Here is a 26,354-nt window from a genome sequence, read left to right as displayed (position 1 = left end):
GCCGGAGTCGGGGTAGTGACTTGCGGGACAATGGAAGAAGGTAAAGTATACACATGAAGACTGGTTCAAGATTTTTGAACGCAGTGTCGGCGGTGGCGCTGTCTGCTGGTGTCGTGTCTTCGGGCGCAGGCGTGGTTGTGCTTGGTGCGGCATCCCCGGCTGAGGCCGCAGTGGTCCAGCGCATCGACGTGCGCGGAGCGCAGCGTGTGGGCGCGGAAGCTGTTCGTTCCAACCTGTCGATCAGGCCCGGTCAGAATTTCAACAATGCCGACATCGATGAATCGGTGAAGCGTCTTTACGCCACCGGGTTCTTCTCCGATGTCCGCATCTCCGTATCCGGCGGTTCGCTGGTCGTGACGGTTTCGGAAAACCAGCTGATCAATCAGGTTGTGTTCAACGGCAACCGGAAGATCAAGGACGACAAGCTTTCCGGCATTGTGCAGACCCAGCCCCAGGGTCCGTACAGCGAAAGCCTCATCACCGCTGACATTCAGCGTATTCGTGAGGCTTATGCCGCAATCGGTCGCAGCGACGTTGAAGTGACGACGCAGACTGCAGCTGTTTCCGAGGGTCGGGTCAATCTCGCTTTCGTGATCAACGAAGGTGATCGCACCAAGATCTCGTCGATCAATTTCGTCGGCAACAATGCCTATTCCGATGGACGTCTCGCCTCCGTGCTGCAGACGAAAGAATCGGGCGTTCTGTCGTTCCTGACGCGCAAGGATGTCTATAACGAAGACAAGCTGCGCGCCGACGAAGAGGCGCTGCGTCAGTTCTACTACAACCATGGTTACGCTGACTTCCGCGTCATCTCGTCCGAGGCTGTCCTCAACGAAACGGGCAACGAATACACGATCAACATCACCGTTGATGAGGGCCAGCGCTACAAGTTTGGCGACATCTCGGTCGAGTCGACCGTGGATGGCGTGAACGGCGATGAGCTGGAAGGACTGCTGGAGGTTCGCTCCGGCAATACTTACAGCGCCCGTGATATTCAAAAATCCATGGAAGCGATCTCCCGCCGCGTTTCGTCGGCAGGTTATCCCTTTGCCCGCGTCGTGCCGCGTGGCGACCGTAACTTTGAAACCAACACGATTGGCGTGACCTTCCTGGTCGATCAGGGCGAGCGCGCCTATGTCGAGCGTATCGAAGTTCGCGGCAACACCCGTACCCGGGACTACGTCATCCGTCGCGAATTCGACATTTCTGAAGGCGATGCCTTTAACCAGGAAACGATTTCGCGGGCGAAGCGTCGCCTGGAAGCGCTCGGCTTCTTCTCGGCCGTCAACATCTCGACCCAGCCTGGCAGTGCGCCGGACCGCGTGGTCGTGGTCGTTGACGTGCAGGATCAGCCGACGGGTTCGTTTGGTATCGGTGCCGGTTACTCCGTCGGTGACGGTGGTCTGGTTCTCGAAGCCTCTGTGGAAGAAAAGAACTTCCTCGGCCGTGGTCAGTTCATTCGCGTGGCTGCCGGTGGTGGCTTCGATGAAGCCCGCACCTACAACTTCTCCTTCACCGAGCCTTATTTCCTCGGCTATCGTCTTGCCGCCGGCTTCGACCTCTTCAAGAGCTCGACCAGCAGCAACACCTATTACGATTACGAGGAGCAGGGCGGTACCGTGCGCGTGACGGCGCCGATCACTGAAGATCTGGCAACCACACTGCGCTATACCTACAAGGAAATCGACTACATCAACGACGGTGCGACGATCGTAAACACGTCTCAGCCATATCTCGATGTGATCAACCAGGGTACTTGGAAGCAGTCGATCGTCGGTCATTCGCTCGTCTACAACACCGTCGACGACCGCCAGAACCCGCATGAGGGTATCTATGCGAGCTTCACGCATGAATATGCGGGCCTCGGCGGCGACTCGGAATACTACAAGGCCTATGCTAGGGCGCGTATGTTCTACACGCTGTCTGACGAGTTTGACGTGGTCGGCTCGCTGGCGGGTTCGGCAGGTCACGTGGTTGCTCTTGGCGACAACTTGAACGTCTTTGACCAGTTCAAGCTTGGCGGCAAGGAAATCCGTGGCTTCGACAACAGCGGTATTGGCCCTCGTCTGAACGGCGATGCGCTTGGTGGCACGACCTACTTCACTGCATCAGCTGAAGCGACGTTCCCGATGCCCTTCGTTCCGCAGGATCTGAACTTCCGCGGCGCCGTCTTCGCCGATGCTGGTACGCTTTACGGCGGCGAGTTGGCAAACGCAGGTGGTGCTCAGGGTACGGACATGTCTCTGCGTGCATCCGCCGGTGTCGGCGTGATCTGGAACTCGCCTTTCGGTGCTCTGCGCGTCGATTACGCTGTTCCGGTCGCGAAGGAAGACTTCGACGAAACGCAGGAATTCCGCTTCAGCATGGCAAACCAGTTCTAAGACTGGTCTTCCAGAACAGCTGACAGTTTGACGTTCTGGAGCGTTTGCTGATGATGCAGAATGAATTTTTTCCGCCCCATTCCGGGATTACGCTGGCCGAATTGGCCGCTAAAACCGGGGCGGAACTCTCCGATGCAAGCGCAGGCGGGCGGATCGTAAGGTCCGTCTCGCCGGTTGCGCGCGCAGGAGACGGGGATGTGTGCTACATCCTGTCGCGCCGCAATCGCGCCGACCTCGAGACTTGCAAAGCCACCGCGATCTACTGCGAAAAGGCGCTTGTCAGCCTCATTCCTCCGCACATTCCGGTTTTGATTGCAAAAAGCGCCCATACGGCTTTCGCGCTGGCAGGTGGCTTGCTGCATCCTGCAGGCTTGCGTCCCGCGTCGATGACGACGGCCTCGCAGAACATCTCATCCGCGACTTTTGTCGACCCGACCGCCCGGCTCGAAGAGGGCGTCGAAATTGAACCGATGGCCGTAATCGGTGCGGGAGCCGAAATTGGCAGCGGCACGCGGATTGGCCCGGGCGCGGTGATCGGTCCGAATGTCAAGATCGGACGGGATTGCACGATTGCAGCAGGTGCCACCGTGCAGGTGGCGCTGGTCGGCAACAATGTGATCATTCACAATGGCGCGCGCATTGGCCAGGATGGTTTCGGCTATGCACCAGGCCCGCGCGGCATGCTGAAGATCGTTCAGGTCGGACGCGTCATCATTCAAGATCACGTCGAGATCGGCGCAAACACGACGATCGACCGCGGCACCATGGATGACACCGTGGTGGGCGAGGGCACAAAGATCGACAATCTGGTTCAGATTGGTCACAATGTCCGCATTGGCCGACATTGTGGAATCGTCAGCCAGGTCGGCATTGCCGGCAGCACGGTGATTGGTGATGGGGTCATGATCGGCGGCGCCGCTGGCGTCAACGGCCACATCAAGATCGGCGATGGCGCCCAGATCGCGGCCATGAGCGGCGTACTGGCAGACGTGCCGCCCGGCGAAAAATTTGGTGGTGTGCCTGCGCGCCCGCTCAAGGATTATTTGCGGGAAGTGGCCGAAACGCTCAGCCGCTATGACAGCCGCACCAAGGACAAGGGAGCGAACAATGACTGAGGTCGCAAACGGGGAACTGGGTTCGGCAGACATTCTGGAGATCATGAAGCTCCTACCGCACCGCTACCCATTCCTGCTGGTGGATAAGATCATTGAGATCGATGGCGACAACTCGGCCATCGGCATCAAGAATGTTACGGCCAACGAGCCGCATTTTACCGGTCACTTTCCGGATGCGCCGATTATGCCCGGAGTTCTTCTGGTTGAGGGCATGGCCCAGACCGCGGGTGCAATCTGTGCCCGCAAGCAGGGTGAGGCTGGCAATCTCGTCTACTTCATGACGATCGACAATGCCCGTTTCCGCAAGCCTGTTGTTCCGGGTGATCGGGTTGAATTTCATGTCGTGAAGCAGAAGCAGCGTGGAAACATCTGGAAGTTCCATTGCGAAGCCAAAGTCGACGGCGCGCTTGCCGCAGAAGCAGACATCGGTGCGATGATCATGCGCAAGGACGCAAAATGAGCCAGATTGCCGCTTCCGCCGTCATCCATCCGATGGCAGTCGTCGAGGACGGGGCAATCATCGGCGAGAACGTTCGGATCGGAGCATTTTGCCGGGTTGGGCCTCGTGTCACTCTGAAGGACGGTGTCGAGCTGATTTCGAACGCGGTCGTGACGGGGTTCACCGAAGTCGGGCCCGGGACAACAATTCATCCGATGGCGGTGATTGGCGGGGTTTCGCAGAGCCTTCACGAAGCAGGCGAGAATTCGACGCTCGTGGTCGGCGCGAATTGCACCATTCGTGAAGGTGTGACGATGAACTGCGGCACGGTTGGTGGCGGCGGGATCACGCGCGTCGGCAACAATTGCCTGTTTCTTGCCAATTCGCATGTCGCGCATGACTGCATCCTTGGCGACAATATTATCCTGTCCAACAACGTGATGCTGGCAGGGCATGTTCGCGTTGATGATCATGTTATCTTAAGCGGCGGCTGCGCGGTTCACCAGTTCACCCGCATCGGACGCTATGCCTTTATCGGCGGTCTCTCTGCCGTAAGTTACGACGTTATTCCCTATGGCATGTTGAACGGCAATCCCGGGATTCTGGGCGGCCTCAACGTGGTTGGCATGACGCGCGCGGGCGTTGAACGATCCGTCATTCACCAGGTGCGGCGGGCGTTCAAGCAGATCTTCGAGGGCGAGGGCTCGGCCCGCGACAATGCGGCAGCCATCCGCGACGAATACCGCGATTGCGCGCAGGTCATTGAAATTCTGGATTTCATATCGGCAGAAAGTGATCGAGCCCTGTCTTCGCCCAACCGCGGCAAGTCCTGACGCCATGCGGCCCGGCGTAGCGACATCGGGTGCGCAGATCAAAGGGCGGCTCGCGATTGTCGCTGGCAGCGGCAAGCTGCCGCTCTATATCGCTGAGGCAGCACGCGAAGTCGGCGAAGATCCTTTCATCTTTCGGCTGAGGAACGAAGCCGACGATCCGTTTGATGGTTTTCAGTCCGATGTCATTGGTGTCGGCGATCTGAAGGGCCTTGCGGATACGATTGCGCGGGAAGGTATCAAGCGCGTCGTCATGTCAGGCGCTGTCAAGCGTCGGCCGCTGTTTTCTGACATTCGCGTCAATCTGCGCTCGATCCTGAAATTGCCTGTCGCCTTGAAGACTCTCTTGTCCGGCGGGGATGACGCGGTTTTGCGCATGGTCATCTCCCTGCTTGAAGCGCAAGGCTGCCAGGTTGTCGGGGCGCACCAGATTTTGCCTTCGCTGCTTGCAACCTTGGGACCGATCGGCGCAAGAGTTCCGACAGCAGAAGATGAACGGGATATTGCTCGGGCGAGCGCTGCGGCTGTCGCTTTGGGTCTCCTTGATGTCGGCCAGGGTGCGGTCGCCGTCGGCGGACGTATTGTCGCTCTGGAAGGTGTCGAGGGCACGGATGCGATGTTGCATCGCGTGGCGCAGTTGCGGGCAGATGGGCGCATCTCCCAACGTCGCAAAGGCGTTCTCGTCAAGCTGTGCAAGCCGCAGCAGGATGTCAGGGTGGACTTGCCGACCATCGGTGTTTCCACTGTCGAAAATGCTGTGAAAGCTGGCCTTGCGGGCATTGCGGTCGAGGCCGGTCGTGCACTTGTCGTCGAACGCGAAGCAATGATCCGCAAGGCAGACGAGGCCGGTATCTTCATCACGGGTATAGACAAGAGCGAAAGCGAAACCTGATGCATGACAGAGCCCTGAAGATTGCGGTTGTTGCCGGAGAAGTCTCAGGCGATCTCTTGGGTGCAGATCTGATTGCGGCTTTGAAGAAGCGTTATTCGGGGCAAGTGGATCTCGTCGGTGTGGGCGGCCCGGCTTTGCAGCAACAGGGTCTGCGCTCGTTCTTCGATTTTTCCGAACTGTCGATCATGGGCTTTACGGCCGTGCTTGCAAAATTGCCGCGGCTGATACGGCTGATTTCTCTGACTGCCGCGCAGATCGCTGACGCCAAACCGGATCTGGTGCTTTTGGTCGACAGTCCGGACTTCACCCACCGCGTGGCAAAGAAGCTGCGTCAACGGTTGCCCGATGTTCCCGTCATCAAATATGTCTGCCCAAGCGTCTGGGCCTGGAAGGAATACCGTGCCCAGGCCATGCTTGCCTATGTCGATGAGGTGCTGGCTGTCTTGCCATTTGAACCCGAGGTCATGCAGCGGCTGGGTGGCCCGAAGACCCATTTCATTGGCCACCGGCTTGCAAGCCATGCCGGCCTGCTTGCGGTCAGGGCACAGCGAATGGCTCGAAAAGGTGAGGGCGCTGGTGCGCCGGCGACGCTTCTGCTTTTACCAGGTTCGCGGTCGAGTGAGATCAACCATCTGTTGCCCGTGATGGGAGAGGCTGCGGAGATCTTTGCCAGCCGCAACGGAGATCCTCGTCTCCTCCTGCCGACCGTGCCGCATCAGGAAGAGCTCGTGAGGATGCTGACCAAGGACTGGCGCTTGAAGCCGGAGATTGTGGTGGGCGAAGATGGCAAGCTTCGAGCCTTTGCCGAGGCGGACATGGCATGGGCGGCATCGGGCACCGTTATTCTCGAACTCGCGCTGGCGTCCGTTCCCACTGTCTCTGTCTATAAGGCAGACTGGATTGTTCGCTTGATAAGCAGCCGCATCAAGGTATGGACCGGCGCCTTGCCGAACTTGATTGCCGACTACGTGGTCATTCCCGAATATTTCAATGAGGTCGTCAGGCCCGGCAGCCTTGTCCGCTGGGCGGAGCGCTTGCGCGCCGATACTGAGCAACGTGCGGCCATGCTGGCGGGTTTTGCAGACGTGCACGACAAGATGGCCACGCCCGAGCCGGCAGGCGATGCCGGGGCCGAAATCGTGCTTGATGTGTTGCGGCGAAAAGGTCGAATCTGACGACAGGTCCTCGCCGCAACGCTGTTTCTATAATCCTTGCTCGATCAATTGTGGGCCTTAGCCCATGCACTCCGCAGCAGATGTGGCAAGCTTGCGCATAAGATCGCTATAGAGAGCGGCACCTGGCTCGAAGGTCGCGCCTTCGGGATCGAGCGTGCCGATCTTCGCATTTGTGCCTGCCGTAACAACCTCGACGAGACGCGTATCGAATTGTGGTTCGGCAAACACGCAGGCGACATCAAGCTCTGCAATCTTTGCCTTGATTTCCGAAAGCCGTTCCGCTCCCGGCATCGTCTCCGGGCTCACGGTAATCGAGCCGGCGATACGCAGGCCGTAGTGCGTCTCAAAATACTGATAGGCGTCATGGAACACCACCGCGCGCTTGCCTGCAGTCGGGGCAAGCGTGTTGCGGATCTCGTCATCGAGAGCTGTGAGTTCAGCCTGGAGTGCTTTCAGATTCTCCGCATAAGTCGCAGCATTGTCCGGATCAGCTTCAGAAAGTGTTACTGCGATGGCCTTGGCCATCAAGCTGGCATTGTTGGGGTCGAGCCAAAGGTGCATGTCAGAGCCACCATGCGAATGTCCGTCGCCCTCATGATGCTCGTGCCCGCTGTCCTCGGCGTGAGCATCATGGCCGTGATCGTGCCCCGCATGGTCATGGTCATCATGCGATCCATGGGCGTGCTCACCCTCTCCGTGGTCATGCGCCTCGAAGGCGCCACCTTCCCGGAACGGCAGCTTGCGCAGCCCGTCAACGTCCTCAAGCTCAACGACTTTTGCATCCCCGGCGAGCGCCTCGAGTGGCTTGTCGAGAAACGCCTCCAATCCAGAACCGACCCAGAAAACGACATCCGCGCTCTCCAAAGCGCGCGCGTTCGATGGCTTCATCGAATAGGTATGTGGCGAGGCACCGCCTTCGACAATCAAAGCGGGTTCACCCACGCCCTTCATCACCGAGGCAACCAGCGAATGGATGGGTTTAACCGAGGCGACCACCTGCGGGGCCGCGAAGGCGACGCCTGGAAGAAGGCAGAGCGCGGCGACTGAAGCGGCGAGGGAGAATTGACGATGCATGACAGGCTTCCGTTCGTAATGTAATACAGTTACGTTTGTTGCGTTACGCTATAACGTGTGCCATATCACGGCGCAACAGCTATTTTCCGGGATCTTTCATGACGGGCAGCACTCCGATTTCAAGCTCGCATCTGGTCCGGCTCGAGGGGGCCGGTATCCAGCGCAATGGCCGATGGTTGGTGAGGGGTGTCGATCTGTCCGTTGCCCCAGGCGAGATCGTCACGTTGATCGGGCCGAACGGTTCGGGCAAATCGACGACTGCGAAGATGGCGATTGGCGTTCTCTCGGCCAACGAAGGAACGGTGAAGCGGAAGCCTGGACTGAAGGTCGGCTATGTGCCGCAAAAACTTTCGGTTGATTGGACCATGCCGTTGACCGTCCGGCGTCTGCTGTCGTTGACGCAGAGACTGAAGGCGAGCGAGATCGAGGCGGCCCTGGACGCCGTCGGCATTGCGCATCTGGCCGGTGCAGAAGTTCAGCATCTCTCCGGTGGCGAGTTCCAGCGTGCGCTGCTTGCGCGTGCCATTGCGCGTCAACCCGACATCCTCGTTCTCGACGAGCCGGTGCAGGGCGTGGATTTCTCAGGTGAGATTGCCCTCTACGAGCTGATCACCTCCATCCGTGACAAGAGCCAATGCGGCATCCTCCTGATCTCGCATGATCTTCATGTGGTGATGGCGGCAACCGATACGGTGATCTGCCTCAATGGGCATGTGTGTTGCCGTGGAACGCCGGCAGCCGTCAGTCGCAGCCCGGAATATATGCGTCTCTTCGGCGGCAAGGCGGCAGGCACGCTGGCGGTTTACAGCCACGATCACGATCATACCCATTTGCCGGACGGGCGTGTCCTCCATGCTGATGGAAGTGTTACCGATCATTGCCATCCCGACGACGGCCACCATCATGCCCATGATCATGACAATGACCATGGGGCTCATGCATCCCATCACGGTCATCGGCACGAGCATGAGCACGCACCATCTTCTTTGAAAACGTCGCCGGAAGGGACGCATCATCATGTTCGATGATTTTTTTGTCCGCGCTCTTCTTGCCGGAATAGGTCTGGCCGCGACGACAGGTCCGCTTGGATGCTTCGTCATATGGCGCAGAATGGCCTATTTTGGCGATACCATGGCCCATTCGGCATTGTTGGGCGTGGCTCTTTCCTTGTTGCTTTCACTCAATCTGATGATCAGCGTCTTTTGCGTGGCAGCGGGCATCTCTCTGGTATTGCTCGCGCTACAAAAGCGTCAGGGCCTGTCTGCGGATGCGCTTCTGGGGATACTCAGCCACGCGACGCTTGCCCTCGGTCTGGTCATGGTGGCCTTCATGTCGTGGGTACGGTTCGACCTCGTCAGCTTCCTCTTTGGCGACATTCTGGCAGTAACGATGGCCGACGTTGCGATCATTTGGGCAGGTGGAGCCCTCGTTGTTGGTGTCATTGCATTGTTATGGACGCCACTGCTGGCCGCCACAGTCAATGAGGAACTGGCTGAGGCAGAGGGGTTGCGCCCGGAGCGCGCCAAGATCATCTTCATGCTCCTCATGGCGCTGGTAATTGCGATCGCCATGAAGATCGTGGGGATCCTCCTGATCACCGCATTGTTGATCATCCCGGCCGCGACGGCCCGCCGGTTCGCGGGCACCCCGGAGGGTATGGCTCTTGTGGCCTCCTTGATCGGGATGCTGGCCGTCATCATCGGCCTCTTTGGTTCACTGACGCAGGACACCCCGTCCGGGCCGTCGATCGTCGTCGCGGCCCTCCTGCTGTTTCTGCTGAGCCTCCTCCCGCGGCGAGGCCGTCTCTCCTCTGAAACCCAAAACGGAGTTCGCTCATGACAACTGATCTGACCCGTAATCAATCACTTGTCTTCGGCGCGTTGCGGGATGCTCAGACCCCACTTTCGGCCTATACGCTTCTCGACAAGCTTCGGGGCGACGGGTTCCGCGCACCGCTTCAGGTTTACCGTGCACTTGAAAAGCTGGTGGACATGGGCCTGGTGCACAGGGTCGAAAGTATCAATGCCTTTGTGGCCTGTGCGCATCCGCATGACGGGTGTTCCGGCCACGGGACCGTTGCTTTCATGATTTGCGAGAAATGCGGCGTGGCGACCGAATTTCATGATCATGCCGTTGATCACAGGCTCGCCGACATCGCAAAGAAACTGGCGTTCAAACCAGGGAAGACGACGATCGAGATTCGCGGCTTATGCGAGAGCTGCGCCTGATCAGAGCACCGTCAGCCCAACCGCATATCTCTGCCAATTTGCAACATAATGGGCAGCGGAAAGCCTGAGGCGGGCAACGGCATTGTCGTCGAGGCTTCGGACCACGCGTGCGGGCGCACCCACGATAAGGCTATTGTCCGGAAATACCTTTCCCTCGGTCACGAGCGCTTTGGCGCCGACAATGCAATTTTTTCCGATGATTGCGCCATTCAAAATGGTTGCGCCCATGCCGACGAGCGTGTTGTCGCCAAGCGTGCAGCCATGCAGGATTGCGCGATGTCCTATGGTGCAGCCGGCCCCGACCAGTGTGGGAAAGCCTGGGTCGGAATGAACCACGGTGCCGTCCTGAACATTGCTGCCAGCACCAATCGTGATCGGATCATTGTCTCCGCGCAGCACCGCACCGAACCAGACACTGACATCGGTGCCCAATCTGACATCGCCGACCACGACTGCCGTCGGTGCAATCCAATATCGATCGCCCGGGGGTAAATGGGGGCGGCGGTCGCCCAGCGCGTACACGCTCATGCCGGCGATCGGTCACGCAGCCGCATGATGACCGGGAAGCGTCCGCTTTGAACGGGAACATGCAGGTGAATATGCGTCTGGGGCTGAGAATAACGCCAGGCGCGAGCGCCATGCGAAAGCAGCGCAGATATCAGTTCCTTGGTGCGTGAACGCTTTTGCCGTGCCCCGAGATCAGCAAGGCGAAAAGCCGCTTCATGCAAAGGGTGCAGACCGGAGAGCGGCGCGTACTCACCCTGGTTGTCCTGGGCCTGGTCGACTAGCATCGGGGTATCGTTGATACTCATAGAATTCCTCGTACGCACAACAATTCGAGGGACCAATCGTTATTGAGCGGCGGCCCAGCAGCCGATACCTTTCTTCTTCAGCGCCTTGCACGCGTTCACGGCGGCGTCCTGATCGGCGAAGCCGCCAAATCGGGCACGATAGACCTGCGCAGAGCCGGTGTTATAGGCAACAGTGAAGGGGGTGGCGGAACGCAATACCTTGCCGCCTTTATCTTGCGCTGCGCGCAGGAGATCCATCGCCGACGACTGTTCGGGCGACGTGCCGACCTGGACGATCCAACCCGTCGGCGTGGAGGTCGAGGCGGTGGTAACGCTATCGATATCAGGTGCGTTGGCAGCCGGGATCGAGCCGGTCGGCATGCGGTCGGTCACGGCGACGGGTGCAGGCGGAGCATAGGCCGGAGCGGCACTTGGCGCGACAGCCTGCATCGGGGCTGGAACGCTGTTGGTCACCGTCTCGGCATAGGCCGATGCCTGGACGCCGTTGAACCGCACATCCGGCACAGGTCCGGTCGTCGGCAGAGAAAAGGCGGATGCGGTGCCAATATCACCAGTTGCTGGAGACGCCTTCTTGGCGATCAGATTGCCCGAACCGCTCCGCGACGCTTGCGGCAGGTAACGCTCGACGAGATTGGTCATATGGGCATTTCGGCTGGCACCGGAACGCGCACCCAGCACGACGGCAACGATGGAGCGTCCGCCTGCCTGCGCAGATGTAGCCAGATTGTAGCCGGAGGCGCGGGTGTAGCCAGTCTTGATGCCGTCGACGCCGCGGACCGTGCCAAGGAGGCGATTGTGGTTCGAAATGGTCTGCTTGCCGAACTTGAAGCTGCGAGCGGAGAACACGCCATAATATTGCGGGAAATGCTGACGCAAGGCCATCGACAGGCGCGCCTGGTCGCGCGCGGTTGTCACCTGGCCGCTATTTGGCAGGCCATGAGCATTGCGGTAGGTCGTGCGGCTCATGCCAAGGCTGCGGGCTTTCGCCGTCATCTGCTGCGCAAAGCGGGTTTCAGAGCCGGCCAGCATTTCGCCAAGCGCCGTTGCGGCATCATTTGCGGAGCGGGTGACGAGCGCATAGATGGCCTGTTCGACCGTCACGCTACGGCCAGTGCCAACACCAAGCTTCGTCGGTGGTTCGGCCGCGGCGTTGGCAGAGAAAGTTACCTTGCTCTTCATGGTGATGCGACCCTGGTCGAGCGCTTCGAACACAAGATAAAGAGTCATCATTTTCGTCAGCGACGCCGGATAGCGCTGCGAGTCACCATCCTCGTTGTAGAGGACCTCACCGGTCTTCGCGTCAATGACAATACCGGCATATTTCGGATTGGCGAAGGCGCTGCGTTCCGCGCCGAAGATCATCAAGCCTGCCACCAAAGCCGTCACGCATACGCGAGCAAAGACAGACAGAACACGTCCCGGGATTTTATGCACAGTGATACTCTTTGAATTAAATCTGCGGTTTGCCGCACGGAGCGACGAGAGCTTTCCAAAGAGTAGGCAAGGAGCCTTACCAAGTCGTTTATAATGAAGGTTCCATTGAGAAAATTGCCCGGATTTTAGCAAGTCAACTGGATGTTGCCGGCGAGAGTCGAGATTGAATGTAAGTGCGAATTGCGCTTTCCAGATTTTCCCAGTCGTGCAGAATATTGCGTGGAAAACGGTAGAGAACACTCATGTCGCGACCCAGATGAATGTCGCGCTGGCAGTCGCTACTTGTCGGCGCGCTCCCTCTGGCAGGGTCCAGGCAGCGAACTGCATAGACGTGGCCAGCTTTGTCTGTGCCTGTGAGCAGGACCTCGCCCTCGTAGCCGGTACCTGGCAGGAAATGGCGCTCCTCAAGGCCGCCCGGACCTTGCGTTACGCCGGGTCCGAGAAGTTGCCTGTAGATCGGATCCAGCCTCCCTGACATATCGCGCGTCATGGTGCTTTGCGAAATCTGAAGGAATACGATGCCTGCGGGGTGAGTGCTGTTGAAGCGGCTCCGAAGTGCGTCTTCGTATCCTCTCATCTCGGGCCAGGACAGGTACAAATCCACTTGCTCGTGAGCCTTGCTCACTCTCTGTACTGCAAAGCGCAGAGTGTTTTCCGGCAATGTGAGAACATCTCGGCCGATGGCGACCTTGATGGGTGTCGTGCTGTCGGAATGATTGGCGAGCGCCAATTGGTGCCCATAGTGTTTGCCGGCAAAGCTGATGGCCAGAGACGACAGGGCGAGCACGGCAATGACCGCAGTTGCGACGGACAGGAAGCGATTGGACAGTAGCGGGCCGGGCGTACTGTGCGTCGTGTCGTGATCGGGCATGGTCTTTCCCTGGCTGACGGCATCTGCCGCGGCGATCGCAGCGACGGGAAAAGCTTTCCGCGATTGTGGTTAATGCGAGCTTAAAATTTGAGGGGCCGGTCCCGCGGGGTGCGGGACCGGCGCTTCTGCCGCGGTCGGGGGACGGGTGGCGGGGACGGACCGTGGCCGAAGTTGAGATAATCAGTTCGAGTTGACGCTGCCGACAAAGCTTGCGCGACCATCCTGGAGCTTGACCCAGCGGCCTGCATGGGTGGACGACTGGCGCTTGAGGTAGGTGTATTCAGTTTCGGACCAGAGCATCACCTTGTTGCGCATGTTGTCGAGCACGAAGTCGCCGCGGTCTGTGCGCACGGTTAGAACGGCATGACCTTCGCCATTGGGTTGAAGGACCACTGTCATCAGCAGATCCGATGGTGAGAAACCGCGATCAATCAGGAGTTTGCGCTTGAGCAGGGCGAAATCTTCACAGTCGCCAACGGAAATCGGATACGCCCAGCGCTCTTCGACACCGTAGATCTCCATGTCGGTGAGCGGCATGATTTTGGTGTTGATGTCATAGTTGACTTCAAGCAGCGCGCGCCAGGTCTGTTCGGTCAGCCGATGTGGCCCCGCATCGCGACCCGTTGCCTCGCATTCAGCGGTGTTGATCTGACAGAACTCATAGTGGCCAATCGGAGGGTTGGCCTTGCCGACCACTTTCATCGAGGCCTGACCGGCCGCCATCGCGGCGTTTGCTCCTGCCAGCGTGATGGTTGCCGAAATTAGCATTCCCAGGATTTTCTTTGTTGTCATTGCTTTTCTCCCTGTGATGGGATGTACAATGACACATAAGATTTGATCTCTCGCGAAGGTTCGCGGTTCAATTATAATAGAAACAAAAACAAATCCTATTTGTATTTATCGTTTATTTGAATCTATATTTCGGAAAATTGAAATCGAATTTTGTTAAAATGCAAGGCAATGACAGGCGCCGTCCCGCACCAGATGCGACGGCAACGAAAAAGGGCGCCTCGCTGCTTGCGGGCGCCCTTCGCACAGGTACGTTGATCTATCGATCAGAGAAATTCGGCGAGGCTGTCGCGTGTTTGCAAAGTCAAGAACTCGACGGCAACGCCTTCGGCGAAATGGCGGACAATGCGGCCGCGCATGTTCTGGCCGAGGATCACCGCGGTGCCGATTGGTGGCCTTACATCGATGTCCACTGCGGCGCCGGAGAGGGACAGGTCAATCAGACGGCAGGGCAGGCTCTGGCCGTCGTCAAGGGTGAGCTCGGTCCGGGTCTTGCGGGGAGCGAGGCGGTCGTGACGGCGGTCTTCCGGAAGGCCGAGTTCATGCTTGTTGGCGAGCCAGGTCAATTGCGCGGCGAGTTTTTCGCGCTTTCGTGCGGTGGCATTGATCGAAATGACAAATCCGTCGTCGAGAACTTTGACGACCGTGCCTTCGATTCGACCCAGGTGGTCGATATAGGCAACAATCCGTTCATTCACGCGTGGGCAGCCTGCACAGGCGAAGCGCACATCGCCTGGAGACATGTCCACAACCTTGCAGACATATTCCTCATAATTGGCCAGCATCAAGCGGCCCTGGAGGCTCACGGAAACACGCTGAAAAGCGCGTTGCACACCCGGTGGCGGGGCAAGTGTCGAGGGCTGGCTTGTCAGCGAGGATTGCATCTTCGACGGTCTGTCTTTTATTGCGGATACGAGCAGATTTATCGGTCAGCCGTTAATATAACGTTTGCTTTCGCGGCCAGATTCCGGTCCCGATAAACGTGTATTGCGAAAAAATCGTGCGAAAATCTGACGATGGATTTCGGATTCAGTAGATATATTGGGGTGTAAATGAGCAGTGAGCGCAACACGGTCGGCAATGGCGATGTCCCCTCAGACGACATTATGCCCACGCCTTCGACGGAGCCGCCAATCTTTAACATCCCGGCACCCGTCCTGGTGGCGCTCGGCGTCATCGTCGGGATGCATCTGCTGATGGTGTACGTCTTCCCGCTCGATATCGGCGCATGGCTTTCGGTAGAGCTTGGCTTTTCCCCCGTACGCTACGTGATTCCCTTTTCGGATCAGTCCCTTGCTTGGGTTTGGTCACCGATAACCTATTCGGTTTTACACGGCGGCTGGGAGCATCTCATATTCAACAGCCTTTGGTTGGTGGCCTTCGGCGCGCCCGTCGCCAAGCGTGTCGGAGCTGCCCGGTTTCTCGCGTTCTGGATCGCTTCTGCGGCGGCGGCTGCCGCGCTTCACCTTTTCGTGAATTGGGGTGCCAGTTCGCTGCTGGTCGGAGCTTCTGGCGTGATCGCTGCCTTGATGGGGGCCGCATGCAGATTTGCGTTTGGCGGACGGAGAGTGGGTCGGGGAGGGGGAGATGCCCGGCCGCCGCTCCTGTCAGTTGGGCAATCGCTTCACGAAAAGACCGTTCGGGTCTTTGTCCTGATCTGGTTCATCGGTAACTTCGCCATCGCATTCGGCCTGCCGGTCATGGGGGCCGGAGGTGCGAATATTGCTTGGGATGCCCATATTGGCGGCTTTATCTTTGGCTTCTTTTGCTTCCCGCTCTTTGATTTTCGCGGCACGAGAGGATTTTCCCCTTAATTTTAGAGATGTTGCATTGTGTGCTTCTTCGATGCACCATTCACTCCTCAATGGGAGGAGGAACGGCGTGCTAGGCGCGTCGCTCCAGAAGGAGGCAAGCATGGCAGCATCCGCAAAGAGCATCCTGGAACAGAAGGGGCGCAACGTCGTCACCGTCAATCCCAATGTTTCCCTCGCCGATGCGGCGCGCATCCTTGAAGAGCACAAGATTGGCGCCGTCGTTGTTGTCGGAATGGACAACCGGATCGTCGGCATATTTACCGAACGCGATGTGGTCCGTGCCATCGGGACGGCAGGTCGCGACGCCTTCGATCAGCCGGTCTCCGCCTATATGACCGCCGATGTTTTCCGCTGCAGAGAAGAAACAACGGTGAACGAGTTGATGGAGACGATGTCGACACGGCGTTTTCGCCACGTCCCCGTCGAGCGCGAGGGCCAGCTATCGGGAATCATTTCGATCGGTGACGTCGTGAAGTCCCGCATTCGGGAAATCGAGGCAGAAACGGAGCAGATCAAGGCGTATATCGCCGGCTAAGTCCGTTCGCGGGATTTCAGAGTTTCGCTTCACGTCAGCGTAGGATGGCATCCTGCATGCGGCGGATTTCTGATACCCGAACTTTCGCCTCTTGGTAGCCGCGGTCAATCGCCTCGCCAGCCCGGTGAAATTCGGAAAGGCCGATATCACTCAGCCGCGGATGAAGCGCAAGATCTGGCGGATCGCCGGCAAGGCGGGCCCGCGATATACGGTCCTGGATGATGTTGAAGGCCTGTACCATGACGCCGGTCAGGCCCATCCGCTTGGGGTCCGCCTGTGCGCTGCCATCGACAGGTTCGCGGCTTGCGAGATGTTTGACGACGGCTGAGCGGCCAAAGACGTCATAGTTGAGGTTGACGGCCATGACCAAAGGTTGCTCATGCGCCCGGCAGACCGAGACAGGCACCGGGTTGACCAGGGCGCCGTCAATCAGCGTGCGATTGTTGCAGCGAACTGGCTCGAAAATGCCTGGCAGGGCATAAGAGGCCCTGAGTGCCGTGATCAGGTCGCCACCGCCAATCCAGACTTCATGGCCGCTATGCAGTTCGGAGGCGACGGCGACAAAGGGTTTCGGCAGGTCTTCGATCGTCAGACCTTCCAGATGCTCCTGCATGCGTTTTGTGAGTCGCATCCCGCCCAGCAGGCCGCCACCGCCGATCGTCAAATCGAGCAGGGAGGCTATGCGCCGCATGGTCAGGGAGCGAGCGAATGCTTCCAATTCATCGAGCCGGCCCGCCAGATAGCACCCGCCAACCAGCGCGCCGATCGACGTTCCCGCAATCATGCTGACGGCGATTCCCTCTTCATCGAGCGCCCGCAAAACGCCGATATGCGCCCATCCGCGAGCGGCACCGCCCCCGAGTGCGAGCGCGACCGCGGGCTTGGCAGGCTGTATGGGCTGGGTTGGTGTCGCGACTGACGAAACGGGCGGGCCACTGGAGATCTCTGCCATCGGAGCACTCCCGCCTGCCATGAAATTCCAGTTCAGCATGTTAGTGTCCCGAAACGAACCATCAGAATTCGATTAGGCCACCTTCTGCTTACGAAATCGTTAGGGCATCGCGGTGGCGTCAGGTGGGCTTGGGATCCGAATAGACAGACTTCGGGTCGAAATGACGGTGATCATCCGCCAATTCGAGCTTTGCAGTTCCATCCACGACGACGGCCCGCCGGTAAAAGCAGGACCGGCGGCCCGTGTGGCAGGTTGCGTCATGCCCTGCGACCTCTACTTTCAGCCACAAAGCGTCCTGATCGCAATCCACCAGGATCTCGCGCACCGTCTGCAGATTTCCAGAGCTTTCGCCCTTCTTCCAGATCGCATTGCGTGATCGGCTGAAATAGTGGCCGATACCTGTCGAAAGCGTCAGGTTCAGTGCTTCAGCATTCATATGCGCAACCATCAGCAGGTGACCATCACGGGCATCGGTAACGATGGCTGTCACCAGATCCTTGTCATCGAATCGTGGTGAAAGGGCGAGGCCTTCTTCCAGCTCTTCCTTGTTGGCGGATGGGGCGGCAAACAATTGCGCGGTCATGCCATTCTCTTGCTGTGGATTGAAAATCTGGGTTCAGCCGCGAACCATGGTCATGAATCGCACCTGCTCGGCGGCGTTGCCGTCAAAAGCACCCTTGAAGGTGGTCGTCAGCGTGGTGGAACCACTTTTTTGAATGCCGCGCATTGCCATGCACATGTGCTCGGCTTCGACAAACACCGCAACGCCCTTTGGCCGGAGTGTTTCATCGATCGCCTGGGCGATCTGGGCCGTCATGTTTTCTTGCGTCTGCAGCCGTTTGGCGAAGACGTCGACGATCCGCGCAATTTTGGAAAGGCCGAGCACCCGACCATCGGGAAGGTAGCCGACATGCGCCTTGCCGATGACCGGCAGCATGTGATGCTCGCAGTGCGAATGGAAAGGAATGTCGCGGACGAGCACCATGTCCTTGTAGCCGCCGACTTCTTCGAAGGTTCTCCCGAGAACCTCTTCGATATCGGCATGGTAGCCGGCAAACAGTTCGCGGAATGACTTCGCGACGCGGGCAGGGGTGTCGATCAGGCCTTCGCGCTCCGGGTCATCGCCAGCCCAGAGCAGCAATGTGCGCACGGCGGCCTCGGCGTCCTCCTGCGAGGGACGCCGAGGCTCGGTCGTCAGCTTCTTAACGATGGCGTCCATGCTCTTGGTCTCCCGATCGCGATCCGGGGGGATCATTGTCTCGGCTTTGCCGGTATTGAGATGCGAAATGCGGCTCATAAAGCATATTCCGGGGTCTGGTCTAGGCCTTCCATCGCAGCACTATTGCCGGGCGCCTATGACATGACGTTTGTAGATATATAAATGCGAGGCGCTGCCTGTTAAAGATGGGAGCCGCGTCATCATGGGCGCGACATTGCTCGACATGCTCCCTATATACGTGGACTGACGGAGCACGGATTGACCATGGACGACATCTACAACACGAAAATACTGGAATACGCCGGAAACATCGACCGAATTGGTGTGATTCCGGATGCCCAGGCCAGTGCGGAAAAGCATTCCAAACTCTGCGGTTCCAAGGTGAAGGTCTATCTTTCGCTGCAAGAGGGTGTGGTCAGCAACTTCTCGCATGAGGTCAAGGCCTGTGCGCTGGGGCAAGCCTCCTCCGGCATCATGGCACGGCATGTGATCGGGGCAACCCCCACGGAACTGCGTCAGGCGAGAACCGACATGCTGGCCATGCTCAAGGAAGATGGCGAAGGGCCGACCGGCCGTTTCGAGGACATGCGCTTTCTGAAGCCTGTCAGAGACTACAAGGCACGCCATGCCTCGACGATGCTCACCTTCGATGCGGTCGTCGATTGTCTCGACCAGATTGAACATGCAGCAATGCCGGCAGAGGCAAGCTGACCATGTGTAACGGCCCCGATTGCGGTCACACATCGGTCGCCAACGTTCGAAAGGGCAGAAACTGGCAAGGACCCTTTCGCAAGACGCCGGGGCGTTTGCTCGGCATGGGTTTCATCCGCCTTTATCAGCTGACCTTTTCAAGCCTTGTCGGCAGTTCATGCCGCCATATGCCAACCTGTTCCGAATATGGTTATGAAGCCGTCGGTCGGCATGGCCTCTGGCAAGGCGGCTGGCTGACGCTGTTTCGCGTTGCGCGCTGCGGACCCGGTGGAACCTGGGGGTCTGATCCCGTGCCGCATGTCTTGGATGAGCGCTACCCCTGGTATGTACCTTGGAGGCTTTGGAGGTTTGGCCGCAAAGCCCGCGATTGACGGCTGGCGGCCTTCGCGAAATCCTTTACTCAGCAGCACTTTCGGCCTATCAAGCGCCGGTTCGTGCCGGAGTCTGCACTCCGGAATTTTCACCACCCGCATTCGTTGGCGGGACTGGATCAGGAGACTTTTATGTCCGCTTCCGTATCTCTCACTTTCCCCGATGGCTCCATCCGCGATTATGCCCCAGGTACCACGGGTGCCCAGGTTGCCGAATCGATTTCCAAGTCTCTTGCCAAGAAGGCCGTGGCCATTGCGCTTGACGGCACGCTCCGCGACCTTTCCGACCCGGTCGTCAATGGCAAGATCGAAATCGTCACCCGCACCGATCCGCGCGCGCTGGAACTCATTCGCCATGATGCAGCCCACGTCATGGCAGAGGCCGTGCAGGAATTGTGGCCCGGGACCCAGGTGACCATCGGCCCAGTGATCGAGAACGGCTTCTATTACGACTTCGCCAAGGATGAACCCTTCACGCCCGACGATCTGCCGAAGATCGAGAAGCGCATGAAGGAGATCATCCAGCGCAACAAGCCTTTCACCAAGGAAGTCTGGTCGCGCAATAAGGCCAAGGAGGTCTTCGAGGCCAAAGGCGAGAAGTACAAGGTCGAACTGGTCGACGCGATCCCGGAAGACCAGGATTTGAAGATCTACTATCAGGGCGACTGGTTCGATCTCTGCCGCGGCCCGCACATGGCTTCGACTGGCCAGATCGGCATGGCCTTTAAGCTGATGAAGGTGGCGGGCGCCTATTGGCGCGGCGACAGCAACAATCCGATGCTGACCCGCATCTACGGCACGGCCTTTGCCGAACAGGACGACCTCGATCGCTACCTCCATATCCTGGCAGAGGCGGAAAAGCGCGACCACCGGAAGCTCGGCCGCGAAATGGATCTCTTCCATTTCCAGGAAGAGGGCCCGGGCGTTGTTTTCTGGCATGGCAAGGGCTGGCGCATGTTCCAGACCCTGACCTCCTACATGCGCCGTCGTCTCGAAGGCACCTACCAGGAAGTCAATGCGCCGCAGATCCTCGACAAGTCGCTCTGGGAAACCTCGGGTCACTGGGGTTGGTATCAGGAGAACATGTTTGCCGTTAAATCGGCCCATGCCTTCATGAACCCCGATGATGAGGAAGCGGACCAGAAGGTCTTTGCACTGAAACCCATGAACTGCCCGGGTCACGTTCAGATCTTCAAACACGGGCTGAAGTCCTATCGAGAGCTGCCGGTGCGCCTCGCCGAATTCGGCAATGTTCATCGCTACGAGGCCTCGGGCGCTCTGCATGGTCTGATGCGCGTTCGTGGCTTTACCCAGGACGATGCCCATGTCTTCTGCACCGAAGACCAGATGGCCGCCGAATGCCTGCGCATCAACGACCTCATCCTCTCGGTCTATGAGGACTTCGGGTTCAGCGAAGTCGTCGTCAAGCTTTCGACCCGCCCGGAAAAGCGCGTCGGCACCGACGATCTCTGGGATCGCGCCGAGAGCGTGATGATGGAGGTGCTGAAGCAGATCGAAGAGCAGTCCGGTGGGCGCATCAAGACCGGCATCCTGCCGGGCGAGGGCGCCTTCTACGGTCCCAAGTTCGAATATACCCTGCGCGACGCCATAGGCCGTGAATGGCAGTGCGGCACGACGCAGGTCGATTTCAACCTGCCGGAACGTTTTGGCGCCTTCTACATCGACGACAAGTCGGAGAAGAAGCAGCCGGTCATGATCCACCGCGCCATCTGCGGCTCGATGGAGCGGTTCCTCGGCATCCTGATCGAGAACTTCGCTGGTCACATGCCGCTTTGGTTTGCACCGCTGCAGGTCGTGGTCGCCACGATCACCTCGGATGCCGATGACTACGGCCGTGAGGTCGCCGAGGCCCTGCGCGATGCGGGTCTGCAGGTCGAAACCGACTTCCGCAACGAGAAGATCAACTACAAGGTCCGTGAGCATTCGGTGACCAAGGTTCCGGTCATCATCGTCTGCGGCAAGCGCGAGGCAGAAGAAAAGACCGTCAACATCCGCCGCTTGGGCTCGCAGGACCAGGTGTCCATGCCACTTACAGAGGCGGTTGCCGTGTTGGCGGGCGAAGCGACTGCGCCGGACGTCAGGCGCAAGCTTGCGCGCAAGATGGCGTAATCCGCCTACGCGGAAGGTTCTGACAGGCCTGCAGCAGCGGGCCTGTCAGACAATTGTCACGAAAGCTGCCTATGACGGGTCTTTGAGAAACGCTCGAGCTGAGGTTGATCTGTGAAGTTCAAAGAACTGTCTTATGCCAACGAGCGCGATCCCAAGTTCAAGCGTTGGTTCATCCGGTCGATCGAGGGGCTCTCCGGGCGCGATCGCTTCACCCGGCTTTACGATATCTGGCGCAACGATATTGTCGGCAAGACGGATCGGGTTTTCGGCAAGATGCTGGACCTCATCGATGTCGATCTGAAGGTCGAAGGGCAGTGGCCACCGGCCGATCTGCCGGATGGGCCAGTTGTCATCATTGCAAACCACCCGTTCGGCATTGGCGACGGTATCGCCGTTCTGGCGCTCGCCGAGCAGTTGGATCGGCCCTTCCGAGTTCTGATCAATGATGAACTGCTGAAAGTGCCGGAAATGGCACCCTATTCGCTTCCGGTATCCTTCGAGGAAACCAAGGAAGCGCTGGCAATCAACATGAAGACCCGCCATGAGGCGCATCGGCTGCTGCAGGAAGGCGTCACCATTGTCGTTTTCCCGGCAGGTGGCGTTGCCACGGCGAAAGCGGGCTTCGGGCGCGCCGAAGACCTTCCTTGGAAGATCTTCCCGGCAAAGCTCGTGCAGGCTGCGAAAGCGAATGTGATTCCCGTTTATTTCGAGGGTCAGAACGGTCGTCTGTTCCACTTGGCCAGCAAGGTATCGCTGACGCTGCGAATATCGCTGCTCATTCGCGAGTTCAGACGATTGTCCGGGTCTTCGATGCGGGTGCGTGTTGGAACTGTCATGCCCTGGGGCGACCTAAACGCCTATTCCGATCGCAAGGATCTTCTGTTGAAGCTTTACGCAGCCGTGTTCGCCATGGCGCCCGTCAAGAAAACCCGTGGTTTTCGTGCTCGTTGGCAGAAAGCCGCCTGAGCGTCGGAATGCGGCAAAATAAGCCGCACCACTCTACTCAAGCAACAGTTCGACGTCCTGATTGACGCCGGCCACCACTTCGAAATCCTTCTGGTAGATTTCGTCCTTGTTGCGGGCGATCGCCGTATACTCGCCTTCTGAGAGTACGAGAACAGGGAAGGCGCTGACGCTTTCAGCAACGATATCACCGCCGGACGTAACAATTGACCAGGCTGTGTCGGCGATGGCCTCGCCGCCTTCTTCGGAAACGAGCTTGAACGTTGTCTGGGACGCACGGTGTTGGATAGTCGCCTCGGTCAATTCTCCAGCCGCGACCTTGATGTCGGCGCGAACAACCGCATTGATGGTGCCGTATTCCGAGACAACGTGATAGGTGCCCGAATTCAGCCGAACGATCGTGTTGGGTTTGACATCTGCAAGCACCATCTTGCGTTCGCCGTTCTCGCCGACTTCTGGGGCATAGATGTCAAAGCTTAGCTGCTTGTCCGAGATTTGCGTGTCAGCCCCGGATGTCGCGTTGAGGACGAGCCCGCCCGCGTCCAGCACCATGACCTGCGGCTCGACGTCCTTGTCGATGGGCACCGACAGCTTCTTCGTCGCGCCCGCGCGGCCGAACGAGACATTGATGAAATAATCACCTGGCGCCAGCCGGAAATCGGCAGATCCACCCTCGGCGCTTGCAAGCAGCGGCAGTTTTCCGTCAGCGCCGGGGATTGGGCTGAACACCCGCCATGAAAGGCCGGTATTCATGACGGCGCCGTTACCCGCCAACTTTGCTTCGAGTTTCACGCTCCGTGTTTGCGTCATGGCGGCCAAAGCGGCAGGATCAGGCGCTGTGAAGGCCTTCATCTTCGGCATTTTCGAAGAGCTGTTGAGCTGCTTGAATGTTTCGAAGGCCTCCTGCGCGCGTGCAGCATGGACAGGCGCGACAGACAGGGTCACGAAAGCAATGAAAGCGGCAAAGAGGGGACGTGGCATGCGGAACACGATAGGTTGACTTCCTTCCCAGTGCGGTCAAGTTCAAACCGAAGCCGATGGCATTTTCAAGACCGGACACTTCGGCAGCATATAAACTGGATAGTTATGAAATGAAAAACGATATCAAACTGATCGATTACCTCGCCAGCCGCCGTTCGGTGCCCGCTTTCCAGATGTGCGAACCCGGTCCCGACCGCGCCGAGCTCGAAGCGATTCTCACACTTGCGATTCGCGTGCCTGATCATGGCAAGCTCGCGCCCTGGCGTTTTGTTGTCTATCAAGGCGAAGAGCGCCGGATCATCGGGGAGGAGCTGCTGAGGCTCGCGCTCGAAAAGAACCCGGAACTTTCCGAGGAGATGATCGCTGTCGAGCGATCCCGGTTTACACGCGCTCCCGTTGTCGTCGGGGTCATCTCAAAGGCAGCCCCGCACACCAAGATTCCGGAATGGGAGCAGATCATGTCGGCCGGTGCCGTCTGCCTGAACCTTTTGATGGCCGCCAATGCCCATGGCTATGTGTCGAACTGGCTGTCGGAGTGGTTTGCGTTTGACGACCGTGCTCACGATCTCCTGGGTGTTGCCCCGGATGAGAAGGTGGCAGGCTTTATTCACATTGGTTCAACGACATTCCCGATCACTGAACGGCCGCGACCGAACCTTGATGATATCGTCAGCTGGCGCGGAGCGGAGAGCTGATGTTTTACGAGACGCAGTCAAACAGGCATGGGCTGGCGCATGATCCGTTCAAGGCGATCGTTGCGCCACGACCTATCGGCTGGATCGGCACGCGGTCGTCCCATGGCGTGAATAATCTCGCGCCATATTCCTTTTTCAATGCTGTTGGGGACAAGCCTAAACTCGTGATGTTCGCTTCCAGTGGGAGAAAGGACAGTCTTCGGAACATCGAGGAGACCGGTGTTTTCACAGTGAGCTTCGTGAGTCGCGCCTTGCTCAAGGCGATGAATTCATCTTCGGCTCCCGTCCCGCCCGAAGTGGATGAATTCACCTTGAGCGGCCTTGAGGCGGCAGAGGCGCAGCTTGTGAATGCGCCCTATGTTCAGGCTGCAGTCGCAGCCCTGGAATGCCGTGCGACAATGATCACGACACTTCAAGACATGGAGGGCAAGTCGACCGACAGCCACATGGTGGTCGGGCAGGTGGTGGGCATCCATATCGCCGAAAGGGTGATCCACAACGGCCGGTTCGATCTTGCCTTGGCAGATCCGATCATGCGGCTTGGCTACATGGATTACGCCGGTATCGATGGGCTGTTCGAATTGGAGCGACCACTTGTGGGGTCGTCACCCTAAGAGGTCGCTGATCGACCACACCTCAGCACTTGAGGCCTGCCTTGCAAACGGATCTGGACGTCAAAGCAGCCCTCGATGTGAGCGGGTCGGTAAGGTTAAGGCTTATGGTGAAGGTTTCTTAAACCCTTTGGCCGTAGGATCTACTCCATGGAAATACAGGGCTTTCCAGTAAAGAGTAGGTAGAACTGTGATTGTGGCAGCATTTCTTCGTTGGACTGAAACCGCAAGGACGCAAGATCGTGCCCGCGCGGCGGCAGCCTTGGCCAAGGCCTATATAGGCGGCCGGATGCGTCCAGAGGAAAAGCAGGCGGCCCAGATCGGCATGACCTACCTGCTCGACGATCCGGCGCCACAGGTTCGCTTGGCGCTGGCTGAAGCGCTCGCACGAGAGGCCTGCGCTCCACGCGCCATCATGATGTCGCTTGCCGAAGATCAGATGGAAATCGCTTGCCCGGTTATTTTGTTTTCCCCGGTGCTGACCGACGGCGATCTGGTTGATATTGCGGGAAGAGGAACGACGGAAACTCGCGCGCTTGTCGCTTCGCGCGGCAATGTGAGCGTGTCCGTGGCGGCGGCGCTGGCGGAGATCGGCGATGCAGCCGAAATCGAAGTTCTTCTGGAAAATCCCGCTGCGCGTTTCACCGCGCGGACGTTGAAACGAATTGCTGACCGCCATGGCCGGGATGAAGGCGTTCGTGCGCGTTTGCTGGACCGGGCCGATCTTTCGGCCGAAACGCGTCAGCTGCTGGTCCAGTACGTGGCGGAAGCTCTGATCGGTTCAGATCTTGTTCTGGGCGCCATCGGCGAACGGCGACTGGAACGCATCGCGAGAGAAGCAAGTGATGCGGCCAGCATCGCGTTGCTGTCCGATGTACATGGCGAGGAACTGAACCGCCTGATCGAGCACCTTCAGACTGCCGGACGGCTAACCCCGGCGTTTTTGATGCACAGCCTGTGTGCCGGTCGGACGGACTTCTTCTCCGCGGCGCTCAGCGCAATCTCGGGCATGGATGAGCGTCGGGTGCGCTCCATCTTGGCAACCGGTCGATTCCACGCGGTTCGCGCCCTGATCGAAGCGACTGGCATTGCACGGGACGTGAGCGCGATCTTTGTCGAAGCCATTGTACAGTGGCGCGAAATTTTCCAGGCCCCCGCCGACTATCATCTCGAAAACATTGCCCATCGAATTGTCGGCAAGTTCCGCATGTCGTCCGAGCTCTCCGATGCCGGCGCAGCGTTGCTCGATCTGGTCGAGCGTCTCGCCATTGCCGAAGAGCGACGCTTGGCAAGAGATTATGCTTCCGGAATAGCTCTGGCCGCCGCTTGAGC

Annotated in this window: 29 protein-coding genes; 18 read left to right on the top strand and 11 right to left on the bottom strand. The window is 58.7% G+C overall.

Going from position 1 to position 26,354, the window contains the following annotated elements:
- Window positions 1–53 precede the first annotated feature (53 nt).
- From bamA to lpxB, 6 genes are read left to right on the top strand one after another with little or no spacing between them, the layout of a single operon-like run.
- Window positions 54–2,381, top strand: coding sequence for an outer membrane protein assembly factor BamA (gene bamA, locus FAA97_RS03500; RefSeq protein ID WP_136597126.1), 2,328 nt, complete (start codon window positions 54–56; stop codon window positions 2,379–2,381).
- Between the two features lie 50 nt (window positions 2,382–2,431).
- Entirely contained in the window at window positions 2,432–3,496 is a 1,065-nt protein-coding gene (gene lpxD, locus FAA97_RS03495; RefSeq protein WP_136597125.1) for a UDP-3-O-(3-hydroxymyristoyl)glucosamine N-acyltransferase, read from the top strand.
- The gene (fabZ, locus tag FAA97_RS03490; RefSeq protein ID WP_136597124.1) at window positions 3,489–3,956 is read left to right on the top strand and encodes a 3-hydroxyacyl-ACP dehydratase FabZ; all 468 of its coding nucleotides are present in this window, start codon (window positions 3,489–3,491) and stop codon (window positions 3,954–3,956) included. The genes lpxD and fabZ overlap by 8 nt, the downstream gene beginning before the upstream one ends.
- On the top strand, window positions 3,953–4,768 hold the full coding sequence (lpxA, locus tag FAA97_RS03485) for an acyl-ACP--UDP-N-acetylglucosamine O-acyltransferase (RefSeq protein WP_136597123.1): 816 nt from the start codon (window positions 3,953–3,955) through the stop codon (window positions 4,766–4,768). The genes fabZ and lpxA overlap by 4 nt, the downstream gene beginning before the upstream one ends.
- 4 nt (window positions 4,769–4,772) lie before the next feature.
- Window positions 4,773–5,657, top strand: coding sequence for an LpxI family protein (locus FAA97_RS03480; protein ID WP_136597122.1), 885 nt, complete (start codon window positions 4,773–4,775; stop codon window positions 5,655–5,657).
- Entirely contained in the window at window positions 5,657–6,832 is a 1,176-nt protein-coding gene (gene lpxB, locus FAA97_RS03475) for a lipid-A-disaccharide synthase (RefSeq protein WP_136597121.1), read from the top strand. Before FAA97_RS03480 ends, lpxB begins: the two co-directional genes overlap by 1 nt.
- A gap of 57 nt (window positions 6,833–6,889) precedes the next feature.
- Here lpxB and znuA read toward each other — a convergent pair whose 3' ends face one another.
- The gene (gene znuA, locus FAA97_RS03470; RefSeq protein ID WP_136597120.1) at window positions 6,890–7,906 is read right to left on the bottom strand and encodes a zinc ABC transporter substrate-binding protein ZnuA; all 1,017 of its coding nucleotides are present in this window, start codon (window positions 7,904–7,906) and stop codon (window positions 6,890–6,892) included.
- A gap of 98 nt (window positions 7,907–8,004) precedes the next feature.
- On the opposite strand from znuA, the gene FAA97_RS03465 reads away from it, so the two are divergent.
- From FAA97_RS03465 to FAA97_RS03455, 3 genes are read left to right on the top strand one after another with little or no spacing between them, the layout of a single operon-like run.
- Window positions 8,005–8,934 (top strand): ATP-binding cassette domain-containing protein, encoded by a 930-nt coding sequence (locus tag FAA97_RS03465; RefSeq protein ID WP_136597119.1) that lies wholly within the window; start codon window positions 8,005–8,007, stop codon window positions 8,932–8,934.
- Complete coding sequence (locus FAA97_RS03460; RefSeq protein ID WP_136597118.1) at window positions 8,924–9,745, top strand: metal ABC transporter permease; 822 nt, start codon at window positions 8,924–8,926, stop codon at window positions 9,743–9,745. The genes FAA97_RS03465 and FAA97_RS03460 overlap by 11 nt, the downstream gene beginning before the upstream one ends.
- Window positions 9,742–10,134, top strand: coding sequence for a Fur family transcriptional regulator (locus FAA97_RS03455; RefSeq protein WP_136597117.1), 393 nt, complete (start codon window positions 9,742–9,744; stop codon window positions 10,132–10,134). Before FAA97_RS03460 ends, FAA97_RS03455 begins: the two co-directional genes overlap by 4 nt.
- On the opposite strand, the gene FAA97_RS03450 is transcribed toward FAA97_RS03455, so the two are convergent.
- The 6 genes from FAA97_RS03450 to FAA97_RS03425 form a co-directional block, all read right to left on the bottom strand.
- Window positions 10,135–10,662, bottom strand: a complete 528-nt coding sequence (locus tag FAA97_RS03450) for a gamma carbonic anhydrase family protein (protein WP_136597116.1) — start codon at window positions 10,660–10,662, stop codon at window positions 10,135–10,137.
- The gene (locus FAA97_RS03445; protein WP_136597699.1) at window positions 10,659–10,925 is read right to left on the bottom strand and encodes a hypothetical protein; all 267 of its coding nucleotides are present in this window, start codon (window positions 10,923–10,925) and stop codon (window positions 10,659–10,661) included. Before FAA97_RS03445 ends, FAA97_RS03450 begins: the two co-directional genes overlap by 4 nt.
- Before the next feature lie 60 nt (window positions 10,926–10,985).
- The gene (locus FAA97_RS03440) at window positions 10,986–12,308 is read right to left on the bottom strand and encodes a D-alanyl-D-alanine carboxypeptidase (RefSeq protein ID WP_136597698.1); all 1,323 of its coding nucleotides are present in this window, start codon (window positions 12,306–12,308) and stop codon (window positions 10,986–10,988) included.
- A gap of 205 nt (window positions 12,309–12,513) precedes the next feature.
- Window positions 12,514–13,251 (bottom strand): hypothetical protein, encoded by a 738-nt coding sequence (locus tag FAA97_RS03435; RefSeq protein WP_136597115.1) that lies wholly within the window; start codon window positions 13,249–13,251, stop codon window positions 12,514–12,516.
- 180 nt (window positions 13,252–13,431) lie between these two features.
- On the bottom strand, window positions 13,432–14,043 hold the full coding sequence (locus FAA97_RS03430) for a transglutaminase-like cysteine peptidase (protein ID WP_136597114.1): 612 nt from the start codon (window positions 14,041–14,043) through the stop codon (window positions 13,432–13,434).
- 263 nt (window positions 14,044–14,306) lie between these two features.
- A complete protein-coding gene (locus tag FAA97_RS03425; protein WP_136597113.1) occupies window positions 14,307–14,924 on the bottom strand; it encodes a PilZ domain-containing protein in 618 nt (205 codons plus the stop codon).
- A gap of 168 nt (window positions 14,925–15,092) precedes the next feature.
- Between FAA97_RS03425 and FAA97_RS03420 the strand changes: the two genes are divergently transcribed.
- Both FAA97_RS03420 and FAA97_RS03415 read left to right on the top strand, forming a co-directional pair.
- Window positions 15,093–15,854 (top strand): rhomboid family intramembrane serine protease, encoded by a 762-nt coding sequence (locus tag FAA97_RS03420; protein ID WP_136597112.1) that lies wholly within the window; start codon window positions 15,093–15,095, stop codon window positions 15,852–15,854.
- A gap of 100 nt (window positions 15,855–15,954) precedes the next feature.
- Window positions 15,955–16,389 (top strand): CBS domain-containing protein, encoded by a 435-nt coding sequence (locus FAA97_RS03415; RefSeq protein WP_136597111.1) that lies wholly within the window; start codon window positions 15,955–15,957, stop codon window positions 16,387–16,389.
- 34 nt (window positions 16,390–16,423) lie between these two features.
- On the opposite strand, the gene FAA97_RS03410 is transcribed toward FAA97_RS03415, so the two are convergent.
- From FAA97_RS03410 to folE, 3 genes are all read right to left on the bottom strand, one after another.
- Entirely contained in the window at window positions 16,424–17,380 is a 957-nt protein-coding gene (locus FAA97_RS03410; protein WP_168800909.1) for a patatin-like phospholipase family protein, read from the bottom strand.
- A 79-nt stretch (window positions 17,381–17,459) separates the two neighbouring features.
- A complete protein-coding gene (gene hisI / locus FAA97_RS03405; RefSeq protein ID WP_136597110.1) occupies window positions 17,460–17,924 on the bottom strand; it encodes a phosphoribosyl-AMP cyclohydrolase in 465 nt (154 codons plus the stop codon).
- A gap of 33 nt (window positions 17,925–17,957) precedes the next feature.
- Window positions 17,958–18,560, bottom strand: a complete 603-nt coding sequence (folE, locus tag FAA97_RS03400) for a GTP cyclohydrolase I FolE (RefSeq protein WP_136597109.1) — start codon at window positions 18,558–18,560, stop codon at window positions 17,958–17,960.
- 264 nt (window positions 18,561–18,824) lie between these two features.
- Between folE and FAA97_RS03395 the strand changes: the two genes are divergently transcribed.
- The 4 genes from FAA97_RS03395 to FAA97_RS03380 all read left to right on the top strand — a co-directional run bounded on the left by FAA97_RS03395 (window position 18,825) and on the right by FAA97_RS03380 (window position 22,738).
- On the top strand, window positions 18,825–19,271 hold the full coding sequence (locus FAA97_RS03395; RefSeq protein ID WP_136597108.1) for an iron-sulfur cluster assembly scaffold protein: 447 nt from the start codon (window positions 18,825–18,827) through the stop codon (window positions 19,269–19,271).
- Window positions 19,272–19,273: 2 nt separating this feature from the next.
- Complete coding sequence (gene yidD / locus FAA97_RS03390; protein WP_136597107.1) at window positions 19,274–19,642, top strand: membrane protein insertion efficiency factor YidD; 369 nt, start codon at window positions 19,274–19,276, stop codon at window positions 19,640–19,642.
- Between the two features lie 132 nt (window positions 19,643–19,774).
- Window positions 19,775–21,772 (top strand): threonine--tRNA ligase, encoded by a 1,998-nt coding sequence (gene thrS / locus FAA97_RS03385; RefSeq protein WP_136597106.1) that lies wholly within the window; start codon window positions 19,775–19,777, stop codon window positions 21,770–21,772.
- A gap of 111 nt (window positions 21,773–21,883) precedes the next feature.
- Window positions 21,884–22,738: a lysophospholipid acyltransferase family protein gene (locus FAA97_RS03380; protein ID WP_136597105.1), complete on the top strand. Its 855-nt coding sequence runs from the start codon at window positions 21,884–21,886 to the stop codon at window positions 22,736–22,738.
- Between the two features lie 33 nt (window positions 22,739–22,771).
- Here the strand turns inward: FAA97_RS03380 and FAA97_RS03375 are convergent, their stop codons facing one another.
- Window positions 22,772–23,716, bottom strand: a complete 945-nt coding sequence (locus FAA97_RS03375; protein ID WP_246041324.1) for a hypothetical protein — start codon at window positions 23,714–23,716, stop codon at window positions 22,772–22,774.
- A gap of 110 nt (window positions 23,717–23,826) precedes the next feature.
- Here FAA97_RS03375 and FAA97_RS03370 point away from each other — a divergent pair, with 110 nt between their 5' ends.
- The 3 genes from FAA97_RS03370 (at window position 23,827) to FAA97_RS03360 (ending at window position 26,352) form a co-directional block, all read left to right on the top strand.
- Window positions 23,827–24,411, top strand: a complete 585-nt coding sequence (locus tag FAA97_RS03370; protein ID WP_136597104.1) for a nitroreductase family protein — start codon at window positions 23,827–23,829, stop codon at window positions 24,409–24,411.
- Window positions 24,411–25,025: a flavin reductase family protein gene (locus FAA97_RS03365; protein WP_136597103.1), complete on the top strand. Its 615-nt coding sequence runs from the start codon at window positions 24,411–24,413 to the stop codon at window positions 25,023–25,025. The genes FAA97_RS03370 and FAA97_RS03365 overlap by 1 nt, the downstream gene beginning before the upstream one ends.
- A gap of 187 nt (window positions 25,026–25,212) precedes the next feature.
- Window positions 25,213–26,352, top strand: a complete 1,140-nt coding sequence (locus FAA97_RS03360) for a DUF2336 domain-containing protein (protein WP_136597102.1) — start codon at window positions 25,213–25,215, stop codon at window positions 26,350–26,352.
- Window positions 26,353–26,354: the final 2 nt, after the last annotated feature.

This window comes from Peteryoungia ipomoeae (assembly GCF_004912165.1).
GTDB classification, from domain to species: Bacteria; Pseudomonadota; Alphaproteobacteria; order Rhizobiales; family Rhizobiaceae; genus Allorhizobium; species Allorhizobium ipomoeae.
The sequence above is the reverse complement of the archived record's forward strand: the minus strand, read 5'-3'. Positions and strand labels throughout refer to the sequence as shown.

Coding starts and splice junctions, on each gene's coding strand:
- FAA97_RS03375 (WP_246041324.1), bottom strand. CDS start 23,716: ATGCCACGTCCCCTCTTTGCCGCTTTCATTGCTTTCGTGACCCTGTCT.
- FAA97_RS03465 (WP_136597119.1), top strand. CDS start 8,005: ATGACGGGCAGCACTCCGATTTCAAGCTCGCATCTGGTCCGGCTCGAG.
- FAA97_RS03435 (WP_136597115.1), bottom strand. CDS start 13,251: ATGCCCGATCACGACACGACGCACAGTACGCCCGGCCCGCTACTGTCC.
- znuA (WP_136597120.1), bottom strand. CDS start 7,906: ATGCATCGTCAATTCTCCCTCGCCGCTTCAGTCGCCGCGCTCTGCCTT.
- FAA97_RS03425 (WP_136597113.1), bottom strand. CDS start 14,924: ATGCAATCCTCGCTGACAAGCCAGCCCTCGACACTTGCCCCGCCACCG.
- folE (WP_136597109.1), bottom strand. CDS start 18,560: ATGGACGCCATCGTTAAGAAGCTGACGACCGAGCCTCGGCGTCCCTCG.
- FAA97_RS03365 (WP_136597103.1), top strand. CDS start 24,411: ATGTTTTACGAGACGCAGTCAAACAGGCATGGGCTGGCGCATGATCCG.
- fabZ (WP_136597124.1), top strand. CDS start 3,489: ATGACTGAGGTCGCAAACGGGGAACTGGGTTCGGCAGACATTCTGGAG.
- bamA (WP_136597126.1), top strand. CDS start 54: ATGAAGACTGGTTCAAGATTTTTGAACGCAGTGTCGGCGGTGGCGCTG.
- FAA97_RS03440 (WP_136597698.1), bottom strand. CDS start 12,308: ATGATCTTCGGCGCGGAACGCAGCGCCTTCGCCAATCCGAAATATGCC.
- lpxB (WP_136597121.1), top strand. CDS start 5,657: ATGCATGACAGAGCCCTGAAGATTGCGGTTGTTGCCGGAGAAGTCTCA.
- FAA97_RS03420 (WP_136597112.1), top strand. CDS start 15,093: ATGAGCAGTGAGCGCAACACGGTCGGCAATGGCGATGTCCCCTCAGAC.
- lpxD (WP_136597125.1), top strand. CDS start 2,432: ATGATGCAGAATGAATTTTTTCCGCCCCATTCCGGGATTACGCTGGCC.
- FAA97_RS03460 (WP_136597118.1), top strand. CDS start 8,924: ATGTTCGATGATTTTTTTGTCCGCGCTCTTCTTGCCGGAATAGGTCTG.
- FAA97_RS03455 (WP_136597117.1), top strand. CDS start 9,742: ATGACAACTGATCTGACCCGTAATCAATCACTTGTCTTCGGCGCGTTG.
- lpxA (WP_136597123.1), top strand. CDS start 3,953: ATGAGCCAGATTGCCGCTTCCGCCGTCATCCATCCGATGGCAGTCGTC.
- FAA97_RS03450 (WP_136597116.1), bottom strand. CDS start 10,662: ATGAGCGTGTACGCGCTGGGCGACCGCCGCCCCCATTTACCCCCGGGC.
- FAA97_RS03370 (WP_136597104.1), top strand. CDS start 23,827: ATGAAAAACGATATCAAACTGATCGATTACCTCGCCAGCCGCCGTTCG.
- FAA97_RS03415 (WP_136597111.1), top strand. CDS start 15,955: ATGGCAGCATCCGCAAAGAGCATCCTGGAACAGAAGGGGCGCAACGTC.
- FAA97_RS03410 (WP_168800909.1), bottom strand. CDS start 17,380: ATGCTGAACTGGAATTTCATGGCAGGCGGGAGTGCTCCGATGGCAGAG.
- FAA97_RS03480 (WP_136597122.1), top strand. CDS start 4,773: ATGCGGCCCGGCGTAGCGACATCGGGTGCGCAGATCAAAGGGCGGCTC.
- FAA97_RS03430 (WP_136597114.1), bottom strand. CDS start 14,043: ATGACAACAAAGAAAATCCTGGGAATGCTAATTTCGGCAACCATCACG.
- FAA97_RS03395 (WP_136597108.1), top strand. CDS start 18,825: ATGGACGACATCTACAACACGAAAATACTGGAATACGCCGGAAACATC.
- hisI (WP_136597110.1), bottom strand. CDS start 17,924: ATGACCGCGCAATTGTTTGCCGCCCCATCCGCCAACAAGGAAGAGCTG.
- yidD (WP_136597107.1), top strand. CDS start 19,274: ATGTGTAACGGCCCCGATTGCGGTCACACATCGGTCGCCAACGTTCGA.
- FAA97_RS03445 (WP_136597699.1), bottom strand. CDS start 10,925: ATGCTAGTCGACCAGGCCCAGGACAACCAGGGTGAGTACGCGCCGCTC.
- thrS (WP_136597106.1), top strand. CDS start 19,775: ATGTCCGCTTCCGTATCTCTCACTTTCCCCGATGGCTCCATCCGCGAT.